This window comes from Allomuricauda sp. R78024, assembly GCF_044596045.1.
Lineage (GTDB): Bacteria > Bacteroidota > Bacteroidia > Flavobacteriales > Flavobacteriaceae > Flagellimonas.
The window spans coordinates 2,636,733-2,654,012 of the sequence record NZ_CP138995.1 but is presented as its reverse complement, the minus strand read 5'-3'; the positions used below and the strand labels follow the sequence as shown (position 1 = coordinate 2,654,012).

Annotated in this window: 16 protein-coding genes; 8 read left to right on the top strand and 8 right to left on the bottom strand. The window is 38.0% G+C overall.

Annotated features, from left to right (window positions below; all coding sequences use genetic code 11):
- Nucleotides 1-10: 10 nt before the first annotated feature.
- Nucleotides 11-490: a hypothetical protein gene (locus SJY44_RS11915; protein ID WP_396589884.1), complete on the top strand. Its 480-nt coding sequence runs from the start codon at nt 11-13 to the stop codon at nt 488-490.
- 6 nt (nt 491-496) lie between these two features.
- Here SJY44_RS11915 and SJY44_RS11910 read toward each other — a convergent pair whose 3' ends face one another.
- Nucleotides 497-1,015 (bottom strand): DinB family protein, encoded by a 519-nt coding sequence (locus SJY44_RS11910; RefSeq protein WP_396589883.1) that lies wholly within the window; start codon nt 1,013-1,015, stop codon nt 497-499.
- A gap of 187 nt (nt 1,016-1,202) precedes the next feature.
- Between SJY44_RS11910 and SJY44_RS11905 the strand changes: the two genes are divergently transcribed.
- The 4 genes from SJY44_RS11905 (at nt 1,203) to SJY44_RS11890 (ending at nt 4,112) form a co-directional block, all read left to right on the top strand.
- Nucleotides 1,203-2,156 (top strand): TolB family protein, encoded by a 954-nt coding sequence (locus SJY44_RS11905; protein WP_396589882.1) that lies wholly within the window; start codon nt 1,203-1,205, stop codon nt 2,154-2,156.
- Nucleotides 2,157-2,167: 11 nt separating this feature from the next.
- A complete protein-coding gene (locus tag SJY44_RS11900; RefSeq protein WP_396589881.1) occupies nt 2,168-2,674 on the top strand; it encodes a hypothetical protein in 507 nt (168 codons plus the stop codon).
- 105 nt (nt 2,675-2,779) lie between these two features.
- Nucleotides 2,780-3,331 carry a hypothetical protein gene (locus SJY44_RS11895; protein WP_396589880.1) on the top strand — a complete coding sequence of 184 codons (552 nt, stop codon included), beginning with the start codon at nt 2,780-2,782 and terminating at the stop codon, nt 3,329-3,331.
- A 25-nt stretch (nt 3,332-3,356) separates the two neighbouring features.
- Complete coding sequence (locus SJY44_RS11890; RefSeq protein ID WP_396589879.1) at nt 3,357-4,112, top strand: GNAT family N-acetyltransferase; 756 nt, start codon at nt 3,357-3,359, stop codon at nt 4,110-4,112.
- A gap of 112 nt (nt 4,113-4,224) precedes the next feature.
- Here SJY44_RS11890 and SJY44_RS11885 read toward each other — a convergent pair whose 3' ends face one another.
- The 4 genes from SJY44_RS11885 to SJY44_RS11870 all read right to left on the bottom strand — a co-directional run bounded on the left by SJY44_RS11885 (nt 4,225) and on the right by SJY44_RS11870 (nt 10,511).
- A complete protein-coding gene (locus SJY44_RS11885; protein WP_396589878.1) occupies nt 4,225-5,736 on the bottom strand; it encodes a PQQ-dependent sugar dehydrogenase in 1,512 nt (503 codons plus the stop codon).
- 146 nt (nt 5,737-5,882) lie between these two features.
- On the bottom strand, nt 5,883-7,562 hold the full coding sequence (locus tag SJY44_RS11880) for an alpha/beta hydrolase-fold protein (protein WP_396589877.1): 1,680 nt from the start codon (nt 7,560-7,562) through the stop codon (nt 5,883-5,885).
- A 22-nt stretch (nt 7,563-7,584) separates the two neighbouring features.
- The gene (locus tag SJY44_RS11875; RefSeq protein ID WP_396589876.1) at nt 7,585-9,303 is read right to left on the bottom strand and encodes a hypothetical protein; all 1,719 of its coding nucleotides are present in this window, start codon (nt 9,301-9,303) and stop codon (nt 7,585-7,587) included.
- 23 nt (nt 9,304-9,326) lie between these two features.
- On the bottom strand, nt 9,327-10,511 hold the full coding sequence (locus tag SJY44_RS11870) for a serine hydrolase domain-containing protein (protein ID WP_396589875.1): 1,185 nt from the start codon (nt 10,509-10,511) through the stop codon (nt 9,327-9,329).
- 181 nt (nt 10,512-10,692) lie between these two features.
- Here SJY44_RS11870 and SJY44_RS11865 point away from each other — a divergent pair, with 181 nt between their 5' ends.
- Nucleotides 10,693-12,378, top strand: a complete 1,686-nt coding sequence (locus SJY44_RS11865; protein WP_396589874.1) for a histidine kinase — start codon at nt 10,693-10,695, stop codon at nt 12,376-12,378.
- A 4-nt stretch (nt 12,379-12,382) separates the two neighbouring features.
- A complete protein-coding gene (locus SJY44_RS11860) occupies nt 12,383-13,081 on the top strand; it encodes a LytR/AlgR family response regulator transcription factor (protein ID WP_396589873.1) in 699 nt (232 codons plus the stop codon).
- 77 nt (nt 13,082-13,158) lie between these two features.
- On the opposite strand, the gene SJY44_RS11855 is transcribed toward SJY44_RS11860, so the two are convergent.
- The 3 genes from SJY44_RS11855 to SJY44_RS11845 all read right to left on the bottom strand — a co-directional run bounded on the left by SJY44_RS11855 (nt 13,159) and on the right by SJY44_RS11845 (nt 16,582).
- On the bottom strand, nt 13,159-14,763 hold the full coding sequence (locus tag SJY44_RS11855) for a hypothetical protein (RefSeq protein ID WP_396589872.1): 1,605 nt from the start codon (nt 14,761-14,763) through the stop codon (nt 13,159-13,161).
- 256 nt (nt 14,764-15,019) lie between these two features.
- Nucleotides 15,020-15,640 carry a hypothetical protein gene (locus SJY44_RS11850; protein WP_396589871.1) on the bottom strand — a complete coding sequence of 207 codons (621 nt, stop codon included), beginning with the start codon at nt 15,638-15,640 and terminating at the stop codon, nt 15,020-15,022.
- A 267-nt stretch (nt 15,641-15,907) separates the two neighbouring features.
- A complete protein-coding gene (locus SJY44_RS11845; protein WP_396589870.1) occupies nt 15,908-16,582 on the bottom strand; it encodes an NAD(P)H-dependent oxidoreductase in 675 nt (224 codons plus the stop codon).
- A gap of 237 nt (nt 16,583-16,819) precedes the next feature.
- Here SJY44_RS11845 and SJY44_RS11840 point away from each other — a divergent pair, with 237 nt between their 5' ends.
- Nucleotides 16,820-17,188, top strand: coding sequence for a helix-turn-helix domain-containing protein (locus SJY44_RS11840; RefSeq protein ID WP_298926479.1), 369 nt, complete (start codon nt 16,820-16,822; stop codon nt 17,186-17,188).
- The last annotated feature ends 92 nt before the right edge of the window (nt 17,189-17,280 follow it).

The following is a 17,280-nucleotide window of genomic DNA, read 5'->3' as shown; positions in this document are numbered from 1 at the left end:
ATTTTCTAAGATGATGAGATACGTTTACACATTCGGTTTGCTTGTTTTTCTTTTGTTCCTTTCCTGTAAAAATGGAAAAAGGGAAACCATAAATGACGATGCCAAAACGGAGGTAAAACCTAAGGACATCAGCGAACTATCCTATCAGGAAATTTTTTATCTGTTACATGAGGAAAATGAATATGGCATCGATTATCATGGAGAAGTTTTTGGCCAAGATGCATCAAAAAAAGTTAGTTTGATCAACCTAGATCCCAATGGTTGTGGCAATGGAGTTGCATTGCAAAGTACCGAGGGCGAAATGACCATAAAAACAGCGGTCAAAGTGACTTTCAATTTTCCTGGAAATCCCGCCAAAGAAATCCATCGACTTTATACGGTGAAACCGAAAGAAACCATTCCAGTCGGAAATTCCAAACTTTGCTATAATGGCTCTGAATATATTATCCAGCGTGAAGTGGTCTCAGCCGGCTACAAGGAAGAAACCTAAAATTGGCTACCAACCACCGGATGGTCCCGGTGCAACACCCTTTAATCTTACATAAATTGTAGTCTTACCATGCTCTCGTTGAAGATGGGAGGTCATTATTAAAATAGATTGTAGCCTTGACATTTTGTTGCCAAAAAATTCGATTTCCTCGGCAAGGTCTTCTACACGAAGTTTTTGAATTCCTGATCGGATGAAAGCAAAAGAATTTTCCATTTGGGCAATTACCTCCTTTTTTTCCTTGGTATCTGTTATAGGATTAGGGTCCGGTGTCTCCAATTTAACCACCGATGCAAAAAGATAATTGGCCCCAGAAGTATGTGCCATTTGTTCAGCAAAATCCCGTAGCTCAGTTGTTGGTTTAAAACTATAATGTGTTTCGGGCATTGCTTTGGCAGTTTCCACTACCATTTTCGTCATGCCGTCCCAGGCAGTCAATATATTTTCTTTTTTGACTTGTGCTTTGGAATAACAGAATGAAAGCACCAATAATAGTGTAAAGCACTCTTTGACCATTGTTTTTTTCATGGAATATAAATTTTAATTCATCCCAAAGTAGGACCGTAAAAGCATCTTTAATAGGACAATGTGACCAATGTTCTTTTTTGGGGTGAAAATCAGAATACCCCTCCAATTAATCACAATATGGCCTGTTTATCACAATCCGCTACCATAAAACTATTTTACTGTATAGATTGCCCAAAAAATGTTGACAATGAATAAAATCAAAAACAAATTGACCATAATACTTGTAATTTCTTTGATGACCATATCATGCAAGCAAAAAACAAGTTCTGATCAAGTTGAAGAGCAAGATGGTTCAATAGTGGATTCCACATTGGTAAAAAAGAAGGAAGAGAAAACGGGGACACCAGATTTAGGGCCTAGCTTTAACCCGATAGACTCAGAAATTGCTTACTATTCCTATGTTGACGGGGCTCAAAATATGGCCAGGATCTTTATTTCAGATTTGGATGGCGGTAATCTACGTGAGGTTTCCACTTTAGACTCAATTGGTTTTCACACCGAGCCTAAATGGTCACGAGATGGAAAAAAAATTGCTTACACAAATTTTGTGAACGATGGTGCAAAGATTATGGCAGTAACCACCGATGGAAATAGCCTTGAAGAACTTGCAAAAGTGACCGAAAATGGTTTTCATATGTTTACTTCATGGGATTTATCCGGTGAGGGATATTTTTTCTTTCATTGGCCAAAAGAGGGATTTACTCCAGATGCATATTACGCCAAAGGAGGTAAAGTAGAACGGCTTACCGAAAACGGAAGAACAAATAGGCCACATATGACCGAAAGTGGCAAACTTTATGTCAATAGAATAGACGATTTGGAAAATTATGTTGTAACAAAACAATTGTTCGATCTAAAAACAAAGAGTACCCTTGACATTCCAAAGCTGGAAGGTGAATTCATAACAGGGGGTCATGCAATAAAATCGGTAGAAAATGAAGATTCAACTACTCTCATTTTAGAGGATTTGGAGGGAAATGATTTAAAGGAGTTGGGCATAGTCCCCTATAAAGGGATTATGTTTACCACCATTGACAAAGACTTAAAACATGTAGCATACAACACCAGTTTTGAAGAAGGGGCGGAGATACATTTATTGGAAATTTCTTCAGGCGAAATCATAAAACTAACAGAAAATTAAAAAAACTTCTCATGACCATAAGCAAACATTTTTTAAGTCTTTTGCTATGCCTGGGTTTTTTATTTGTTCATGCCCAGCAAAAAGTAGTTGAACTGCCCTTGGGACAGAAAAAACTATTGGTCAGAGTTACTGAACCGGAGAAGTTTTCGCCTGATAATACTTACCCAATATTGTTGGGACCGGGATTGGATGGGGGAAGTCTAAATTTGGGATGTAGATATTTTGGCTCCAATTCTGAAAAACATGGGTGGATATTGGTTGAAAGTCTTGTACACATGGAGAACAGGACAGCAATCAAAGTTTTGTTGGATTATTTAGAGAAAACTTATTCTTTGAACGAACTTTTCATTCTGGGGTTTTCTGCCAATAGCGAAGATGCCTTTCAAATTGCTTCTATTTACAATAATCACTTTACAGGTGTTATTAGCATGCCGAGAAATCCAAATATCAATGATCTGGAGTCACTTAAGCGACTTGCAAACAAAAAGGTTCTAATGATTGTTACTGAAAAAGAGTAATACGTCTAGATTCCAATAAAATGAAAGTCAGATAACATGCTGATATATATCATTGTAGGTCATAGTTTTCAAGAATACTTTTAGGGGTTATAAAACTTGAAAATCATGAAATCGCTAACATTCCTTTTTTCTTTTTTACTATTAGTAGCGACATACGGGCAAAACGCCGAAGACGAAGTAAAGAAAACCGTTGTAGGGTTTGAATTGGATGCGGTGCCATACATATTTGAGGGATACTATGCTTCTGCCTGGGTGGGCCACGAGCATTTTAGATACAGGGCGGTAATTACAAAGATTGAAACACCAGATTTTATCCTTGAAGATGGTTTTACCAATAATGAAATGAAGGTCTATGCGGCCATTGTGGATTACTTTTTCAAACCTGACTTTGAAGGCTGGTGGATTGGACCCGGATTGGAGTATTGGGACGCAAGCATACAAACCGACGCCAAATTGGAAACAGCAGAATACAACAATACCATTTTCACACTGGGCGGCGGTTATGTTTGGAAATTTTACAAGAACTTTTATCTAAACCCCTGGGCAGCTGCACATCTCCGTATTGCAGGTGATAAAGAAGTACTGGTAGACAACAGCATCTATGAAACACCGCTCCTAATCCCTGAAATCTCACTTAAACTAGGCTGGCATTTTTAATCTTCAATGTCCAAAAAAGAAAACCATGAAAATAATAGCGGTAACCCCTGAAAATGCAACAAAAGAGACCTTCTTCTGTATCAAAGACCGAAAAAGACAGGGATTTAAAGACAAGGCCCAGTGGTATGAAAAACGTTATGCTGAAGGTTTACGAATAAAGATACTCAAGAACGATGAAGGTAAAATGATTGGTTTTATTGAGTATGTTCCTGCAAAAAATGCATGGCGCCCAGTAGATGCCGATAACTATATGTTTATCCATTGCACCTACATATACTCAAAAAAAGAACGAAGTAAAGGGTTTGGTTCAATGCTCATTCAAGATGCAGAAAATGAAGCAAGAACATTAGGGCTTGATGGTTTATGTGTCATAACCAGTAACGGTGGTTGGCTGGCCAATAAGACACTTTTTGAGAAAAACGGCTTTCAGCAAATTGAAGCAAAGGATCGATTTGAACTACTATCGAAAACATGGAACAACAACAGCAAAAAACCAAAGTTTTACAACTGGACAAACCAACAAGGAAAGTATAAAGGTTGGCATTTGCTTTATGCAGACCAGTGTCCGTGGAGCGAAAAGTCGGTAACCGCCATACTTAACGTTGCAATGGACCATGGAGTAGATCTAAAAGTGTCCAAGATAAAAACCGTAAATGAGGCTAAGATGGCACCTTCTGGCTTTGGGGTTTTCAATCTATTGCATAATGGCAAATTACTGGATGACCACTATTTAAGCGCTACACGATTCCAAACCATTTTGAAAAAGGAACTCAGCATTTAAGAATTAGACCATTTTTACGTTCCACTTTATTCCCATGGACACCCTTTCAGATTTCGAGCATCAAAAAAAGGCCAAACTAGTTCAACCATCTAACCGCAATTAGAGCTAGGCGCTATTGTTCAGGTACCAAGCGTATAAGTCTACCGGGGCCCTCTACCACAATGTATAGATACCCGTCTATACCCATATGTGCGTCACGTACCCTGCCTATACCATCCACCAGCGTTTCATGGCCAATAACCTCGTTGCCATTCATCTTTAAACGATGAAGGTATTCGAATTTGAGCGAGCTGACGAACAGGTCGTTTCTCCAATTTCCATAAAAATTGCCAGATACAAATGTCATTCCGCAAGGAGCAATGGAAGGGGTCCAGTAGTATATGGGTTGTTCCATACCAGCTAATGCAGTAAGGTCTGTAAATATGGTGCCATCATAATTGATACCGTATGAAATAACCGGCCAACCATTATTGTTCCCTGCTTCCAAGATATTGATTTCATCACCGCCCTGAGGCCCATGTTCGCCTTCCCAAACTGCTCCGGTTTCCGGATGCAAGCTCATGCCTTGGGGATTACGTGTGCCGTAGGTGAAAATTGAATTGACAGCTCCCGAAGTATTATAAAAAGGATTATCGGTAGGGATTTGACCATCGTCATGGATACGGTGTATTTTTCCGATAGCATTGTCCAATTCCTGGGGGTAAACCTCTCTGAATCCACGATCACCAACGGAAACATATAGGTAGCCATCGTTATCAAATTCTAGTCTTGAGCCATAGTGGTGGGTACTACCAAGATATGGAAGTGCCGTAAATATGTTCTCCACTTGAACCAAACTGTTACCCTCTAACCTACCCCTTGCCACTGCGGTGGTCCGCTCGGATGCATTATTGGGGTTGGCCCGAGAATAGGATAGATACACAAATGCATTATTTTCAAAATCTGGATGTACGATTACATCCAACAGTCCCCCTTGTCCTTGTGAAACTACAGCTGGGGCACCGGTAATTGCTGTCAGTTGCTTGTCATTATTAACCAAAAATAGTCCTCCCCCACGCTCGGTCACTAAAATTTCACCAGTGGGCAATTGTGCTATCCCCCAAGGAATGCCGGGAATCTCATCGGTTAAGGTTTCCAATCGAAATGTAAGGTCATCGGATGAGATTAAGCCTGATAAATCAGGGTTCTCCTCCTCCAACATCGCCTTGGTTTTTCCATCGATTTCGGTAAGTATAAAGGTGGTCAAATCTTCGATTGCTTTAGCACTTAAAGCAGACCCGTATGCTGGCATACCATTGCTCGCGTATCCATCGGTTATTGAGTTTATGACATCGTCCTGAGCACTGCCGTAGGTCCACTCGCGTTCCACAAATGAGCCCAGGTCTTGTCCATGGCAACCTCCACAGTTGTTTCTATAATTGAGGGCAGCATCTCCTGAATCCACAATTTCATTGACTGGATCAATTACATCTTCGGGCGACACGGGTTCCAGCGAATTATTGCAGCTTAGCAGTACTGACAAAAACGAGAACAACACCAATTTCGTGGATGTTTTTAACCATTGGTGCGCATACTTTAATTTGAAAATTATCTCAAAAAACGGATTTGGGGTGATTGGGGCCATAATTGTCCATTTTAGCACTTTGTGTATCAACGTTACATATATATATGTAACGTTGACAATTAAAATAAAGTATTGCGTTGGGAAGTCAAAATGATACTGGTTATCAGTAGATTACTGCCATGTACCTATGGGACTTCATCCGAGTTTTATGGCTTGGGTCTAAGATCTTCAATCACCTTTGCATCTACCCAAAAGATATCTACATTTTCGTAATCATTCGAACCTATATTCCTGTTAAAGAACAAATATTTGCCATCGGGTGTCACCGTCGCTGCGGCTTCCCATGCTTCGGTATTAATGGCTTCACCTAAATTTATGGCAGTGCCCCAAGAACCATCTTCTTGTCGAAAACTGATATAGAGGTCAGAATCTCCAAAACCACCTTCACGTTCTCCATCAAAAATTAGGTAAGATTCATCAGGAGCAATGAAAGGGTGCGCATTCATTCTTCCTGTATTGATTGTTTTTCCAAATGGTCGGGGGGCTTCGCGTTTCCCTTCTATAAGTCTTGAATAACGAAGGACCCCATCTCCGTTGGGCATACCTATCTCATCAAAAACATAGGTCCCTTTTGATGAGGACGTCATGCGCATGATCTGTATTTCCTCGAAGGGAGACCCAAGACGCTCTATCTCTGACCAGCCTGTCTCGGTTCGTTTCTTATATCGTTTGCCCAAATGCATTGTTTTGCCATCAGGCGAAATAAAAGGCTGCCCTACCCTGCTTGAGATAACGGACTGCTCCCATTGCTCATTTTTGTACTCAAATACCACGAATTCCTGTTTTTCACTACCCGGAACTTCTCTTATAAAGTAAAACTCTTTTAAGTCGGGTGTAAAAACCCCGCCATATTCCCAGTTTTCGCTTGTAACTGTCCCAGGAGCAAAAGGTTTTGGTACCAAACCAGGTACTTTTTGCCCTAAATATGGACTTTTAACTACAGTTTCATTCAATTGTGCCAACCAGCTAATGCTTCGCATCACGGTCATAGGGAATGCAGTTCCGTGATTTCCATCAATCACTTCTTTTAGTACGGTTAAACCGTCATCTCTTCTATCATTTAATAATTTAATAAAAGCCTCAATAGGCTCCATCATCGTTTCTTCTAATGAACCATATGAAATGAAAACATTGGCATTAAGACTCGAGCTTCTATTTGAGGTTTCATAAGGTCCGAATTTCGTATTAAGTTCAGATAGATATTCAACTTCATTTTTGATTGATGGACTACCAATAATGTAATTATTAAAGGTATCCGGTTGAGACAATAGTACATAAGCACCAAATTCACCACCCATTGAATAACCGAAATAGGTACGACTATTTGGGTCAGTACGATACGTATTGTCCATATAGGGAATAATATCATTACGAATAAAACCCAGATGATTATTGCCTTGTCCAAATTGAAATTTTGTTTGAATTTCAGGTTTATTTGATTTACGAAAACTGTAATCTCGGAACCGACTAACATGTTCTCCTACTTCTTTTTTTAGACCTTCATCAATGTCTTTCTGCCAAGAGATTCCAACTAGAATAATCTCTTCCAACATGTATTCTGTTGAACCGGATAACATCTCCATGTTCCACATTGCATCGGTTGTATAAATTACAGGATACGATTTATCATTGTTTTCTGAATACGCCTCTGGTAGCTTAATATAAAGTTCGTATTGTCTATTGGCCTGCGTATCCTTTAATGGAATTACCTGTATTCGTGGTAACTCTAAATAAGACGGTTCTAATTTTACTGAGTTCTTTTCTTGAGCAAATACCGTGTTTATCGATACGAGGTAAATCAATAGTAATAATTTAAAAGTTTTCATATTTTCTACCTTTTGATATGAATTATTGCTTTGGTCTAAGGTTTTCAATAATTTGAGCATTTACCCAGAATATATCTACATCTTCGTATTTATCTGTTGGTTTTATTTTACCCACATCTCTATTGAAAATTAGATATTTTCCATCTGGAGTAACAATCGCACCAAATTCTGAAGTTTCGGTGTTGATTTTGTCTCCCAGGTTAATGGCCTCACCCCAAGAACCATCCAACTGTCGAAAGCTTACATAAATATCAGCCTTACCATAACCGCTATCTCTTCTTCCATCCCAAAGAAGATAAGATTCATCTGGCGAAATGAACGGATGGGCATTATACTTTCCCGTATTAACCTCTTTACCAAACGGTTTTGGTTCCTCACGTTTTCCATCAACTAATCTTGAATAACGAAGGAGGCCTTCACCCATTGAATCAAAAACATAGGTTCCTTTCGCCGAAGTTGTAAGTAGCATGATTGGGTAGTCTTTAAATGGAACGCCAAGGCTTTTTATCTCTGACCAATCCCCAGTTTCTGTACGCTCCTTATATCTAGTACCTAAATGCATGGTCTTCCCGTCGGGAGAGATAAAAGGTTCACCCACTCTTGGTGAAACTACTGACGTGTGCCACTGATTATTCTTGTTTTGAATAACAACAAACTCCATTTTTTTATCCTTATCAGTTTCTCCAACTTCTCTGATAAAATAAAATTCTTTTAGATCGGGTGTGAAGACACCAAACGTTTGCCAATCTTTTGTAGAAACAATTCCTGGAGCAAATAATTCGGGTAATAAGCCTGGTGGTTTTTGACCAAGATAGGGACCTTCCAAAACCAAGCTTGCAGGTTTAACAGCATCAATGACTTTAGCATCTACCCAATAAATGTTCGACAACTCCCCTTCTTCATTATACCGGCTAAAAAACAAATATTTCCCGTCCGGAGTCAGACTTGGGCAGGTTTCTGTATAATCGGAATTTACGGAAGTACCCAGATTAATGGGTTGGGTCCAACTCCCATTGGGCCTTTTAAAACAAACGTGAATATCCCTGTCTTTGGTTTTATCATTTTCTTTTTTGGCATCCACCAGAATAAAATCCTGAGATGGGGAAATAAATCCGTGAGTCCCGTATTCAATGCCAAGTTCATGCACTTCAGGATAGCTGCCATTTTTATTGGGGGCATAATACATCTTTCCCTTTGAGATACTAGTATAAAAAAGATCGCCATTCTTCGCTACGTTCGGATAAAAGACAAGATCTTCATTTATGGGTGAATCAAGTGGTTCGGCTTCGCTCCAAGACTGACCCAAACGTTGGGCAATCCATATTTTCTCATCTGAAAAAATGGAATCATAAGCTGCAAAGAACAATTTGTTGCCCTGGGGATTTACAAAGGCCTCAAATTCACTCTTCTTCTTACCCTTGGTAAATGTTATTTTTTTGGGAGTCGTCCATGTACCCTCCTTGAGCTCTGAAAAATGCACCTCTTGAGGGCTATCTTCTTTTTCCCCTGAGAAATATAGTTCCTTGAAATCTGGAGAAAAGGAAACGGCATACTCATAACGTCCGTTTACCGAAACAAGCCCAGGAGCAAACAGCTGGGGAGTCATTCCCGGTGGCTCTTGTCCAAAATAGGAAGTTTCTTCGGACGTGGATTCATTGTTTTTTGCATGCTGTTTTTTAGTATCGCAGGCATTTAAAAATAGTGCCCCTATAAACATCCAAATGAAATACGCTTTTCTCATTTCTTAGTTTTTGATAATAGTGGCTACTTCTTGGCAAATGCCGGTATGATCGTTTCAAAAATTGGAGTCATGATTTTATCATCGTCTCGGTCATGACCATTGATGACAATGGTTAAACCAAGTTCTTCTACTACCAGAACACGTTGTCCTCCGCCTCCCCAAGCAAGAGTCGCATCATAGCTTCTATTACCGACTTTTACAGGTGTGTAGTACCAAAAATACCCGTAAAGATAATTTTTAGGCATCCAATCTATTGCAGGTCTTTCCAAGCCACTTGTGGCTTTTTCGAGATATGCGACAGAAATAAACTGTTTCCCATTCAATTTACCTTTGTTTTGCACCAAATGCCCCAATTTAATCATGTCACGAGACATGATACTGGCACGCCATCCTGCTTGTGGTAAGCCACTTGCGTGTTTTGACCATTTATAATCGGTAATACCAAGCTTATCAAGTAACTCATTTTTAATAAAGTCCTCAACTGTTCCCGGTACAACGGCGTCTATAACCGTCATCACCATCATGGGATTGAAATTACCATACAAAAAGACCTGAGACTCATCAGTAATGGGTTTGCTGTATTCAAGTAGTGTTTGAACCAGCCCCTGCCCTTTCAATTTAACGGAATCATTCTCAATTTCCTTCCATTTTTCTCTATCAATGGTTAGTCCTCCATGCATTGTCAATGCTTTATGAAGTGTGATTTTTTCTACTCCCTTTGTAAATTTCTTAGGGTTCGTATCTTTTAGAAAACTAATTAAAGGTTTGTTTAGATCTTCCATAGTTAGATAACCCAGCTGAATTGCCCTACCTAAGATCAAACTGGTGTAGCCCTTTACCGCAGATGCTTGTCCATGTGGCAAATCGATACGACCTTTTTTGTAATAAGATTCATATACCAATTTGTTCTTATGCGAAATGAGCAACGCATCGTAATTACCGTATTTGCCATCAAAAATCTCTTGAGAGACCTTTAAAATTGAATTTTTATCATGATCGGAAAGTTTTAATTTGCCCACTCTTATTCCATCATTTCTTTCTATTGGAGCAGCATTTGTATAGGGTTCTTCGAGATTCGGAATATCCCTGAATGGTAGCGCAGCTTCGTCGGCAGTTGCCTTTGGTGCCTCACTATCGGTATGTTGGGCAAAACTGTGGGTTGCTACAATTAGGAATAAGAAAAGTGGTAATCCTGCTATGTTTTTCATTGTTTATTCTGTTTGTTGTCTAAAATAACATCAGATAAATAGGTTCCTCTGTATTACAAATCTGGCTTTTGATTCCCATCCATCCAATCTAAATTTTCCCAACTGCTCCATACGCTAGTGAACTGCTCGAAGAGGCGGATTGTAATGATTATCTTGCGCCTTTAACCGCATCAAGACAAGCTTGAGACATCTACTATACTTTCTTCTCATATGTCCCGTATTATTGGTAACCTCTTGTTCCCAAAACCAAGAGTCTATTTTTACGCGATACAGGACGGTATTTCAAATAGGAGATCAACCTGAATGGGCGACCAAAAACTTGAATGCTAGACAATGGGAAAAACGCATGACATTAGTGCCAGATGGTCAGATTTTCTGGTCTAGAACGAAAATCGATATTCTAAAAGCTCCAGAAACATTAAAACCTTATGGTCTTCGATTGGAAGTCTATGGTGAGTATGAAGTATTTTGGGATGGCGTCTTAATAGGTAAAAATGGAAATCCTGGTCAGGAAGCAGATTTACCCCCGGAAGGTAAATTGTGGACCACTTTTACAATACCTACCCATTTGACCAATGCAGGTGAACATGTAATGGCCTTGCGTTTGAGCAATTATTATTATCCGGATCATATTGGCAATTACGGTCTGAAGATTGATTATTATGATGATTTATTAACAGATAGACTCATTCAAAACTCCTATATGCATGTGTTTGCAGGGGCTTTTCTCATTACTGCCATCTATTTTCTTTTTCTATTCATCGGTAATAAAAAAGAATACCCTGCGCTTATTTTTAGCATCAGTTGTTTGCTCTTTTTTGGCTTAACAATGACCCATTTTGTGAAAACGACTGTGCCGATTCATTATAGCTTGCATGTCGTGCGTTTAGAAGTAATCACGAGCCTAATGTTCGGTATTTCGTTTTTAATTCCACTCTATTTTTCCATGCAGTTCCCCTACCCCAAATGGAAACTCTTCTTAGGTATTTACACCGCTATTCTTTTGTTTATATTCTCTATTGAGCACCACTTATTTGATCTCACCATATTAAATATGACGCTGAGCTTGTTGCTGTTTTCCCTATGCATAGCAGTTTTTGGGGTTTATAAAAGAGCAAAAGGTGCGCTTCTGGTGTTGCTTACCTTACTCCTTTGTATATTCATTCGCCATTATGTTTCATTAAATATTAGTCTTTTCACAGGTTTTAGTCTAATTCTGCTTAACATGTTGTATTTGCTATCCCTACGAATCAAAGAACAACGGTTGGCCTATGAAAATTCATTGGTCCAATCTACGAGACTGCGCTTAGAATTACTTAAAAAGAATATTCAACCCCATTTTCTGATGAACACGCTCACTTCATTGATAGATTGGATAGAAGAGACCCCAAAAAAAGGTGTTTTGTTTATAGAGGCCCTGGCCAAGGAATTTGATTTGCTGAATCAGATAGAAAACCAAACCTTAATACCGATTAGTCAAGAAATAGCGCTTTGTCGTGCGCATTTGGAAATCATGGAATATCGAAAAGAAGTGAACTATTCTTGGGAGGAAGAAGGCATCAATCCTGAGCAAAAAATACCTCCAGGAATTCTTCATACTTTGTTGGAAAACGGAATTACGCATAGTCTACCTCTGAAAGATAATAGCATCAAATTTAAACTACATTTTGAGTCAAGTGCTGATTATGATTGCTACACATTTTTAACCTACGCCGAGATTGTAAAGCAAGCTTCAGCTCAAAGACAAGAAGGTACGGGACTGAAATACATTAAAGCCCGCCTTACGGAAAGTTATCATGACCAATGGGAACTTACTTCAGAACCCGCACATCATGGTTGGAAAAATGTCATAAAAATATACAGGTAAGAAGATGAACGTTTTAATTGTTGAAGATGAATTAAGAATCGCCAAAAGAATTGAACGAATGACTCGTGACATTTTTGGAAGTACGCTACAATCCCTAAAACATATAAATACACTACATGAAGCATTACGTCATATTGAAAACAGTGAATTGGACCTTGTTCTCCTGGATCTAAACCTTAATGGCGACAATGGCTTTGATCTTCTTACCAAGGCAGTTTCTGGGTCTTTTCATACTATTATTATTTCGGCTTATAAGGATCAAGCAATAACCGCCTTTGAACATGGCGTTTTAGATTTTGTTCCCAAACCTTTTAACCAAGATAGGTTGCTACAAGCCTTTAATAGAGCAACCGCGAAAGAAAAGGCAGAAAACAGCAAAATCAGATTTTTGGCGATAAAAAAAAAGGGCAGGATGCAATTAGTGCCTATTGAGGATATTATTTATATAAAAGGTGCTGGCGTCTACACCGAACTCTTCTTAACGGATGGAAGAAAAGAATTGCATGATAAATCCCTCGAAAAACTGGAACAACTCCTATCCTATTCTTTCGAAAGGATACATAAATCATATTTAGTGAAGATGTCGGAGATCAAGGAAATTAATGTTTCATCTGGAAGTAAATATATGGCTGAGTTGAAGAATGGCGAACGCATCCCCATCGGAAGAACTAAATACAAAGACATTAAGGCAAAGTGGCTTTAAAGTAGCTTTGATCCAATCTTCAAGAATAAAATTTTCAATTAAGATTGGTTACGGAACACCTAATTAGAAGAACATTCCTAATTGCATTCGGGCACTTTTCCTTCAAGAAACATGAGGTTCCAAGCAGTTTCGTAGCCAAGTTTATGAGCTCGCCATGAACGCCAAGCTGCAGAAGATATGTCCGTTGGCTCCACACCTAGATTACATTTCCCTGTTAACAAGGTATAGATATATGAGCCCGAAGCTCTATCTAAATCACGACTCATATGCCAGTTATCACGATAAGCGGAGTCTGCTATATTCAACTCTAGCATTTGAGCGTATAATGCTCTTATGGGTACTGCTCTGGCGGTTGGTAATTCGTTTTCACGAATCATATAAAGTGCCACACCTAAATCCGTTCCGTTTTCTGACTGAGAGCCTCTCTTGTCGATTCCATACAACATGGAAGTATCTCCCGTGCTGGAACCATCTTGCATAGGAAAACCTATTGAGTATTCAAACTTACTAGCATCTATTTTATACCGTTTGTTAGCTTCAAAATTAGTATTTGCCCTTCCTAAGTTAAAATGAACAGTTGGGGCACCATCTCTCTGTAATTCTGTTCCACCTTCCTTTGAAATGACCCAATTCAAACCACCAATGATACCATTTTCGGAGCTAGTGCCCGTATGATTGTATCGTATTATTGGATCATTGACATTACCACCTTGAAAAGGAGAATTATAATTGAACTCGCCTGAAAAATGTGTCTCGGTTTTTGCATGCTTAACACTTTGAAAAACAGCATCGGCCAAAATATCATTATATGTGTAATCCGAAGTTGATGGATTTTGATCATATAATTGAGAATATATAGAAGCTGCTGTCAGATACGCCCCATTTGGTGAGGGATGCGTGGTCTGCTCGTCTTTCAGTTCCGATGAAAGATCTTGCCAAGCTAACCCCGCTGGCGCTACTTCAATTTCTACTTGGGAGCCTTCTGCGGAACGATAACTGAATTCTTCAAAATCGGAGATTGATGCTGTATTTTGTTCGTCTTTTGGCCACAGCACTAACAAAAGCGGTTGAGCCCCTCCCTCAGATACCTTAGTGGCAATTTTGTTTACACCTAGTGAATAAAACCCTGGTGTTTTAGAAATGATGTATGGATCGGCTGCAATCACTACATAGTCCCAGTCTTTTTCATTATCACCTTTTAAATTAGACATACGTTCTGTCTGTCCTTCTGGCCAATAATAATATTGAAGAAGGGAATGTGCGTAATGGGTATATTCGAACAGGTTGTTAGTATCGCTGCCTAAACCTACGGTTAGTGATTTAGCCCTATATGTATCTTCATATTCCACATTTACTGCTGTGGTTACTTTCGTATCTGCAGTTAATATAGAAGTTAATTGTTCTGCAACGGGCTCTAGAGAAAAAGCTGCTACACTAGAATTAATAGATTCACTAGGACCTAAAAGTAAAATATTCAGGGTTCCATCTTGGTTGATGTCTACATTGAATTTTTCGTCAATAGTTGGACTCTCTGTATTTTCTTCTTCAATCGACTCTTCTTCCCCTTCTATTGTTGAAGTATTGTCTTTGCTACAAGCGTTAAAAAACGTTATTATGGTAAATAACAGGAACCAGTTGCAATTATTACCTATTTTACGATAATTATAAGATTTGGGAATCATATAGCTATTTGAAAGGTGAAGGAACTATCAAACGTATCACAGTATTATATCGTATAATACTGCTGCTGATTTAGATGAAATACATACATTTTATGAAGGACAAAGGAAATTTAAAGTAATCATTATAAAACTATTTTGGGAAGTACATTGCACATACTACGCTACACTCCTATCGTTTCCTTTGATTCAACAATTAATAAATGTTTAATTTATTAGGACGATTTGAGGTTTATGAAAGATACTTTGAATACAGAAATTAAAGATTCCTGCAAAATGTATTATAGTATGTTACCACATCCAATGGCTTGGTAATAGAAAGATTTCTTATTTTTTCTATCAAAGAAGGGCAATCCCAAAAATAGCTCGTCAAACGTTTCTTTTTAAGACCAAAAATGCCTTGGGTAGCTCTTTGCATAGTGGTATCATCGTTTCGTAAAAAAAGTTCAAACTGATCAAGGAAATCATTGTCATCCTGTATATATTCCCTTGCATAACAACTTAGAGGTCCTTTGGCCAATACTTTTAAGAAAGTTTTTTTGCCATATCCAGTCCTGCTATAATAATCAAGCCTGAAAAACTGGCTTTCCTCAGCATACCAAAGAGATTCATAGATATGAATACCTTTTTTATATCCCAAAAGATGTTCTGCGTTATAACGCCTGACCTTGCCACGTTCATCCTTGAATCTAATCTTTTTGAAAAGAGCTCCATCATTCCGGTCTTTAACAGATCCATAGAGCGTATCATTACTATTGAGAACTACATACCCTGGTTCAAAAGCTTGGGCCCTGCAAATTTGAAAAGAGCAGCAAAGAATTAGTACGAACAGCATTAAGCTAAACCCCTTACCTCTGTAAAAAAAACCAATAGATTCCATAAAAAAGTTTAGGAGTTAATAAAACCAAATAGCGTACCATATTCCTAAAACTTGTTTAATTTTCGCTAAAATGCCAACTTAATCCAAAAATATAGGTTATTTCATAACCTCCCAATGGCTTTTATTGTGGTGTTCCCACTATTAGAATAGAGTTTCACCCGAATGTATAGTTAAACACTTCAAATCTTTAATGAAAAGTGGTTTTACATTATATCGTTTAAAGCATTGCGTGAGTAATGTCCTGTAGATTTTCCTCATTTATACTAATTATTTCCAAGTAATAATATCCTCAAAATCTCTTCTTGATTTTGCTCTTGCTGGCTCTTCTTTCCTGTATCCAAATGCTACCATAAACGATAGACCATATTTATTGGTATCAACATCAAATTTTTCTTTTAACAATGCTTCTGCTTTTTCTTCATGAAACCCTTCAATAGGACAACTGTCAATACCCGTTAAAGCTGCTGAAGTCATCATATTTCCCAAAGCGATATAGGTTTGTTTTGAAGCCCAATCGAATAGCTTTTTATCGTTGTCCAAACTAAAATCATGTTCTTGAAATTCTCTATAAAATTTAGAGTACATTTCAATTACATCTTCAGGAAATTGTTTTACATCTTTCATCATGGACATAATATAATCCGAATCCCATTTGGTCATCGGTGCTTTCATACTTAGCCCTAAAACAAAGTGACTTGCAGTATCCAATTTTAAAGGGGCTCCCCATGCTACAGGTTTTAGTAATTCTCTCAATTCCGCATCCTGAACTACTATAAAATGCCAAGGTTCAAAACCAAAAGAACTAGGCGATAGATTAGCCGTTTTAAGTATGAAATTTATATCCTCATCAGCTATTTTCTTAGTGTTATCAAATTCTTTGGTTGCATGTCTATATTGAAACGCGTTTAAAATATCTTCTTTTGCAATGTTGGGTGTATTCATAGTTATATATTCTTAATATTTAATAGAGAACAATACTATCAAAAGTATAGCGACAAAAGTATAGTTAGTTTATGTTTCTCGCAATAACGGTCAAAAATGATAGTAAGATGTTTTTACATGAAAAATCATTTATATTATTGATTATTAATATCTTATAATAATTTTATTAACCTATAAAAAGTATAGTTGTATAACTAATTATAGTGCAATATCTTTGTTAAAAACAAAATTGTCGCTATGGGAATAGAGCATAAAAAACGACTTATAAAGTATAATGATAAATTGTTTTCATGTACAACAAGTATTGCAATGGAATTCATTGGCGGCAAATGGAAGAGTGTGATATTAATTTATCTTATTGATGGTAAAAAACGCTATAACGAACTCTATAAATTAATTTCTACAATCACAGAGCGTACATTAAGTTTACAATTAAAACAGTTGGAACAAGATGGATTAATAACCCGTAAAGTTTATACTAAAAAACCACCTTTAAAAGTAGAATATGCTTTAACGCCTTTCGGTGAAAGCTTAGTGCCCGTACTCACGTCCATTGCCAATTGGGGAAAGACTGTGGCCGATGAAAAAGGGGTAATTATTGAATAAGTAATTAATATCCGTTCTAGGGTTTCATTTCATACATTTTTTCCCACAATACAGGGCACTTTCAGAAAAAATATTCCATTATCTTTTTTTGC

Coding starts and splice junctions, on each gene's coding strand:
- SJY44_RS11890 (WP_396589879.1), top strand. CDS start 3,357: ATGAAAATAATAGCGGTAACCCCTGAAAATGCAACAAAAGAGACCTTC.
- SJY44_RS11880 (WP_396589877.1), bottom strand. CDS start 7,562: ATGAAAACTTTTAAATTATTACTATTGATTTACCTCGTATCGATAAAC.
- SJY44_RS11915 (WP_396589884.1), top strand. CDS start 11: ATGATGAGATACGTTTACACATTCGGTTTGCTTGTTTTTCTTTTGTTC.
- SJY44_RS11905 (WP_396589882.1), top strand. CDS start 1,203: ATGAATAAAATCAAAAACAAATTGACCATAATACTTGTAATTTCTTTG.
- SJY44_RS11845 (WP_396589870.1), bottom strand. CDS start 16,582: ATGAATACACCCAACATTGCAAAAGAAGATATTTTAAACGCGTTTCAA.
- SJY44_RS11850 (WP_396589871.1), bottom strand. CDS start 15,640: ATGGAATCTATTGGTTTTTTTTACAGAGGTAAGGGGTTTAGCTTAATG.
- SJY44_RS11840 (WP_298926479.1), top strand. CDS start 16,820: ATGGGAATAGAGCATAAAAAACGACTTATAAAGTATAATGATAAATTG.
- SJY44_RS11855 (WP_396589872.1), bottom strand. CDS start 14,763: ATGATTCCCAAATCTTATAATTATCGTAAAATAGGTAATAATTGCAAC.
- SJY44_RS11900 (WP_396589881.1), top strand. CDS start 2,168: ATGACCATAAGCAAACATTTTTTAAGTCTTTTGCTATGCCTGGGTTTT.
- SJY44_RS11875 (WP_396589876.1), bottom strand. CDS start 9,303: ATGAGAAAAGCGTATTTCATTTGGATGTTTATAGGGGCACTATTTTTA.
- SJY44_RS11885 (WP_396589878.1), bottom strand. CDS start 5,736: ATGGCCCCAATCACCCCAAATCCGTTTTTTGAGATAATTTTCAAATTA.
- SJY44_RS11910 (WP_396589883.1), bottom strand. CDS start 1,015: ATGAAAAAAACAATGGTCAAAGAGTGCTTTACACTATTATTGGTGCTT.
- SJY44_RS11895 (WP_396589880.1), top strand. CDS start 2,780: ATGAAATCGCTAACATTCCTTTTTTCTTTTTTACTATTAGTAGCGACA.
- SJY44_RS11860 (WP_396589873.1), top strand. CDS start 12,383: ATGAACGTTTTAATTGTTGAAGATGAATTAAGAATCGCCAAAAGAATT.
- SJY44_RS11870 (WP_396589875.1), bottom strand. CDS start 10,511: ATGAAAAACATAGCAGGATTACCACTTTTCTTATTCCTAATTGTAGCA.